The following is a 5,762-nucleotide window of genomic DNA, read 5'->3' on the forward strand; positions in this document are numbered from 1 at the left end:
AGGTTTAGGCACCACCCATTCTGCCTAGAAGCCTCTAACTATTCCCACCCCTCCATCAGAACAGCAAACACGGTCCGCGCCAGCACCGCCGTTGAACTCGCGTGAGTTCGAGCGGATGATGGACGGCAGTCTCGAGGACGAGCTGCGGTACGTGCGCGACCAGCTGAAGAACTACCTGGACGATCCAGAAACGCCGGCGACCGCGATTTCGAACATCGCCGTCCGCTACGTGCAGGTATGCGAGAAGCTCCACGACATGGCCGGCGGCGATGACCTGCTCGACCTGGAAGACGACAGCACGGAGGTGAACGAGGATGCCGGAGCGTCGATTGTCTGAGATCGCCCAGCGGCTCGTGCAGCCGTCCGGCATCGTGTCGAGCGACTTCACCAAGCTGAACCGCGTCGCGCTCAAGGCCGGCATCCGGTACGACCTGTGGCAGCAGGGACTGCTCTATCTCCTGTTCGCCCGGCGGGCGGATGGCAAATACGCGTGCGGCGAGGGCGGCACCGTCGTCAGCTCGTGCCGGCAGATCGGCAAGACGTTCACGCTCGGCACCGCCATGTTTTTGAAGTGCGTCCTGCATCCCGGACTGAAGGTCATCTGGACCGCGCACCACACGCGCACGTCGGATGAGACGTTCGCCGACCTGTGCGATCTGGCGAAGAACAAGCTGCTCGCCCGCCATGTGGAACGCATCAGACGGGCGAACGGCCAGCAGGAGATCACGTTCCGCAACCGCTCGCGCATCATGTTCGGCGCCCGCGAGAACGGGTTCGGCCGAGGACTGCACTCCGTGGACGTCGAGATCTTCGACGAGGCCCAGATCCTGACCGTGCGCGCATTGGACAACATGCTCCCCATCGTCAACGTCAGCCCCGACCCGCTGGTCGTATTCCTCGGCAATCCTCCAAAGCCGGGCGATCAGTCCGAGGTGTTCGAGGAAAAACGAGCCGCGGCGATCAACGGCACGGACGGCATGGTGTACGTCGAACTCGCCGCCGACCGCGACGCCGACCAGGACGACCGCGAACAATGGGCCAAGGCCAACCCCAGCTATCCGAAACGCACGAGCGAGACCGCGATCCTCAGGATGCGCAACCTCATGGCCGACGACAGCTTCCGCCGCGAGGCATTGGGCATCTGGGACGAGACCACGGCCAGCCGCGCCATCGATCCCACGGCGTGGCAGGCCGCGACGGTCGAGCCGGAGTCGGTCGACAAGACCGGGCTGGTCGGTTACGCGCTCGACATGGCGCCCGACCGGTCGTCGCTGGCGATCGGCGGCGCGATCCGCCATCCGGACGGCACCGTCCACGTCGAACTACGCGAATTCCGCGCCACCAGACAGAACGGCACCATGTGGGCCGTCGACCATATCGCCGAACACTGGCCGAAGACCGCGAGCGTCGTCATCGACGCCCAAAGCCCCGCCGCCGCGCTGCTGCAGGAGCTCAAGAGCCGGCACGTGCGGCCGATCGTCACGAACGCGCAGGACATGGGACGCGCGTGCGGCATGTTCCAGGACATGCTCAACGCCCGTAAGCTCACCCACCTACCCGACGGGGACTCGCCCGCCCTCGCCACGGCCGTCGCCAACGCGGTCACCCGGCCCATCGGCCAGTCCGGCGCGGTCGGCTGGAACAAGATGGGCTCGGACATCGACATATCCCCCTTGGTCGCGGTCACCCTCGCCCTCTACGGGACCATGGTGACCAAACGCGACCCCAACCGCAGACAGGAGATGATGATCTGATGGTCAGTGCGGACATGGTCGCCGCCGCGGGCGGCAAACCGTTCCTCGCCGCAAGCACCCTGCCCGACGCGCGCAACGTCGACGGCATCGACGAATCCGACTGGGACACGGTCATGGACCTGCTCAAGGTCTGGCATGACAAGCAGGGTGGCAACGTGCTGCGCACCCTCTACTACACCGCCAAGGAAAACCTGCGCAACTTCGGCATCGCCATCCCCGGAAATATCAGCAAGGGTTACATGGTGCCGGTCGGGTGGCCGGCCAAGGCCGTGCGCGCGCTGGCCGATCTGAGCGCGTTCGAGGGGTTCGGCGTGGACGGCGGCTCGTCGGAGGGCTTGGCGTCGGACGTGGCCGGCCTGTTCGAACGCAACTCGCTGGACTCGGTCGTATCGCAGACCGTCGTGAGCGCGTACACGCATTCGTGCGCGTTCCTGACCATCAGCCGCGACGGGGACGGGCTCGCGAAGGTCACGCCGCGCTCGGCGGACTGGTCGTCGGCGATCTGGGACACGTACGACAACCGGATCGGCAGCGCGATGACCATCACCGACGCCGACCGTGACGGCACGATAACCGGGTTCAACGTGTGGCTGGCCGACAGGGTGTACGTGTGCCGCAAAACGTCGGGCCTGTGGAAGGCGACCACGCTGGTCACGAACTACGGGCGGCCCAGCGTGATCGCGTTCTCCTACGATCCGCAGCTCAACCGCCCGTTCGGCCGTTCCCGCATCAGCCGGCCGCTCATGAGCCTGACGGACGCGGCGTTCCGCACGATCGTGCGCATGGAAGGCAACGCCGAATTCTACGCGGCGCCGAAGCTCTGGTTCCTCGGATTGGACCGGGACGCGTTGGGCGCGGACAAGTGGCGGAGCCTGATCTCGTCCATCAACGCGGTCAGCCGCGACGTGGACAACAACATCCCGACATTGCAGCAGATCCAGCAGGCCTCCATGCAACCCCACAGCGACATGCTCAAGACGCTCGCGATGATGGTCGCCTCGGAAACCAGCCTGCCCGTCAACGACCTGGGCATCACGATGGACAACCCCGCAAGCGCGGAGGCCATGGCCGCCGCGGAACGCAAACTGTCGCGTGAGGCGGACCGGCAGAACCGGTTGTTCTCCCGCGCGTTGAAGGACGTGGCCGGCATGGCGTTGAACCTGCCCGTCGAGGAACTCGCAAGGATCACGCCCGTATGGGCTCCCACACGCGAGATATCCGACGCTGCACGCGCCGACTACTACGCGAAGGTCGCCGGCGTCAACGCCGATTTCGCGGACTCCGACATCGGCCTCATGAAGGCGGGCCTGACGTTCGGCGAGATCCAATCGTTCCGCGCCTACCAGCAGCGCATGAAGGCGCAGAAAAGCATCGAGCAATTGAAGCAGCGCACCCTACCCCAGCAGCAGGAGGTGACCGGCGATGGCGAGTCTGAACAACCTGCCGGCCTCACCGGAACTCAGACGACTGCTGGAACAGGCGCAGAAGGACTATCAGGACAATCTCGATAACCTGACCGACGCGGCCACCGAGGACATCGAAACCGCGATCCGCCGCGGCGACCTTGACATCAGGGAGCTCGTCAACTCGTACACGCGAGACGCCTCGCAGCTGGCGAACGACTACTACGACCAGCTGCGAGGCCTGTGGGGCGAACAATCCGACGAGCCGATGCCCGACTTCGACCATACGGATCTGATCGAACCGGAACGTGTGCTCTGGCAGCAGCAGGGCGGCTTCAGTAACACGGACTTCAACGGCCTGACCTACAAGCAGGTCATGGAAGGCCGCAGCCGTGCGGGCATGACCATCGACGGCCTGTGGCCGAGCCTGAGCAACGTGGACGACGCGCAGCAGTTCATCGCCGACATGATCAACACCGCCGGCCGATTGACCATGCAACGCAACATCCGCACCGACCCCACCAAACCACGATGGGCGCGCGTCTGCGGCGGTATGAGACCCTGCGCGTTCTGCGTCATGCTCGCAAGCCGAGGCTTCGCCTACCTCAGCGAGGACACCGCCCGATTGGGCGGCAGCTTCCACGACGGCCACTGCCACTGCGCCGTCGTGCCCAGCTGGGGCAAGACCCCCAGACTGCTCGCCCAGCAGGGCGAGTGGAACCGCATGTACCAGACCGCCAAGGCCGTCAGCGATTCGGACGGCTACGACGGCGACGCGCTGTCAGCCATGAGACGCATCTACGCGGTAACACTCAAGGACGGCACGCCACTGGGCATCAGCATCGACAGCGACCTGTACAAAACCCTCAGCACCGATGACATCGCAGGCATACTTCAACTGCTCACGGACAGCAAACACGTCAAGACCGCACGCCTGTGGGTCGACCACGCCAACAGCTATCGCATCATAGACGCGCACAACGGTGGCACCCCGAACTTCAACCGTGTGAAAGGCGGCATCAGCCTCGACATAGACCATCTCACCGACGCGCCGGACGGCCACGCACCATACCAGACGTTCTTCCACGAAACCGGTCACATGCTCGACTGGCTTCAAGGCAACGGCCGACAATACTACTCGCAAACCTACCGCGACAGGAACGGCAACGGCTTCAAGGACCTCCTCAAACAAGACGGAGACAACGCACTCGAAGCCGCACGGAAAAACGCATGGCCCGACATCCAACGCCAACTCGAAAGCATCCGCCACGAAGTAGGCAAACGCGGATACGCGGAAGGCCGTTATCTGCATAAGCTCGCCGACCTCGGTCTCATCAAACACAGCGAAATCCCCAAATACATGGGCTCAAAAGAACATAAAAACACGGTTCTTACCCTTATCGACGATGCCCTGTTCGAGGAACACATCGACGATAAGATCGCCATGAAGGCGCTCGCCGACGAAATCCACGCGCAGGGCAAGAACGCGGATTTCGATGTGGACGATATCCTCGAGTTCGCGTTGAAGGACGGATGGCACCCGTACTCCTTGATGAAACATGAGGTCGGATACTTCGAGGACCATCCAGTGGAGGCGGAGGCGTTCGCCGAAATGCTCTCCGGGCATCTCGCCAACGAGAACACTTGGAGGCTGTTCGTGAGTTACTTCCCGAAAAGCTATAGAATGTTCCAAGACATGATAAGGAGCATGGCATCATGAAACCAGGAGACCCCGGATACTACCCCGACCCGGCCGACTACGCGTCGCTGAAGGACATGTACGCGTCCCCGGAATTCGCCGCGTTGCCTTTGGAGGATATTCTCGCCTGCTATGCAGGCGAGTTCGATGGTGATTCCATTTACCATTTCAACGATCCGAAGAATCCGCGGAATGATGAGGAGGCCAAGAAGATGGCCATCGAATGCCTGATCACCGGCAAGCCCCGCCCATGGGACAAGGTCCCCGAAGGTGCCGTCATCTGATTTGTAAGCCGCCATAATGGCGGCTTAACTGTTATTTTCAACCACCCGCACGGGTGGTTTTTTTATGCCCGAAACGGGCCCGACCCAACAAGGAGAACACCATGTTCAACATGAACCAGCCCTGGTACCTGCGCATGCCGCGCCATCTGCGCCTCATCGACTCGGGCGCGGACCCGGGCGGCGCCGACGGCCAGAACGGCGGCCAGTCCGCACCGGGCGACGGCAACGGCGAGAACGTCGACTGGAAGGCGAAGTTCGAGACGGAGCGAGCCCACTCGCGCGAGTGGGAGAAGCGCGCCAAGGACAACAAGGCCGCGGCCGACGAGCTGCAGCAGCTCAAGGAAAGCCAGATGAGCGAAGCGCAGAAGGCCGAAGCCCGCACCGCGAAACTTCAGAAGGAGCTCGACCAGCTCAAGGCCGAGAAGCAGGCGAGCGAGTGGCGCTCGCAGGTGGCCGAGGAATCCGGCCTGCCCGCTCATCTCATCGTCGGCGACAGTCTCGAATCCATGCAGGCTCATGCGAAGGCGATCGGCGAGTACGTCGCATCGAAGACCGGCCGGCAGCTGCCGCGTGTCCCGGATCCCGGCCGGCAGCCGAACCGCGCCCCGTCCGACCTCGAACA

6 protein-coding genes are annotated in these 5,762 nt (G+C 63.5%); all 6 read left to right on the top strand.

The genetic code is table 11. The features are described from left to right. Positions 1-115 precede the first annotated feature (115 nt). Positions 116-337, top strand: coding sequence for a hypothetical protein (locus tag GFD25_RS11735; RefSeq protein WP_163233042.1), 222 nt, complete (start codon positions 116-118; stop codon positions 335-337). Next, complete coding sequence (locus tag GFD25_RS11740) at positions 315-1,754, top strand: terminase (RefSeq protein ID WP_163233044.1); 1,440 nt, start codon at positions 315-317, stop codon at positions 1,752-1,754. The genes GFD25_RS11735 and GFD25_RS11740 overlap by 23 nt, the downstream gene beginning before the upstream one ends. Continuing rightward, on the top strand, positions 1,754-3,265 hold the full coding sequence (locus GFD25_RS11745) for a phage portal protein (RefSeq protein ID WP_163233046.1): 1,512 nt from the start codon (positions 1,754-1,756) through the stop codon (positions 3,263-3,265). The genes GFD25_RS11740 and GFD25_RS11745 overlap by 1 nt, the downstream gene beginning before the upstream one ends. Then, entirely contained in the window at positions 3,177-4,877 is a 1,701-nt protein-coding gene (locus GFD25_RS11750) for a VG15 protein (protein ID WP_163233048.1), read from the top strand. Before GFD25_RS11745 ends, GFD25_RS11750 begins: the two co-directional genes overlap by 89 nt. Further along, entirely contained in the window at positions 4,874-5,140 is a 267-nt protein-coding gene (locus GFD25_RS11755) for a hypothetical protein (protein WP_163233050.1), read from the top strand. Before GFD25_RS11750 ends, GFD25_RS11755 begins: the two co-directional genes overlap by 4 nt. A gap of 101 nt (positions 5,141-5,241) precedes the next feature. Continuing rightward, on the top strand, positions 5,242-5,762 hold a 521-nt coding region (locus GFD25_RS11760; protein ID WP_239512567.1), incomplete at its 3' end, for a DUF4355 domain-containing protein.

Origin of the sequence: Bifidobacterium aerophilum (assembly GCF_010667685.1) — a bacterium.
GTDB classification, from domain to species: Bacteria; Actinomycetota; Actinomycetes; order Actinomycetales; family Bifidobacteriaceae; genus Bifidobacterium; species Bifidobacterium aerophilum.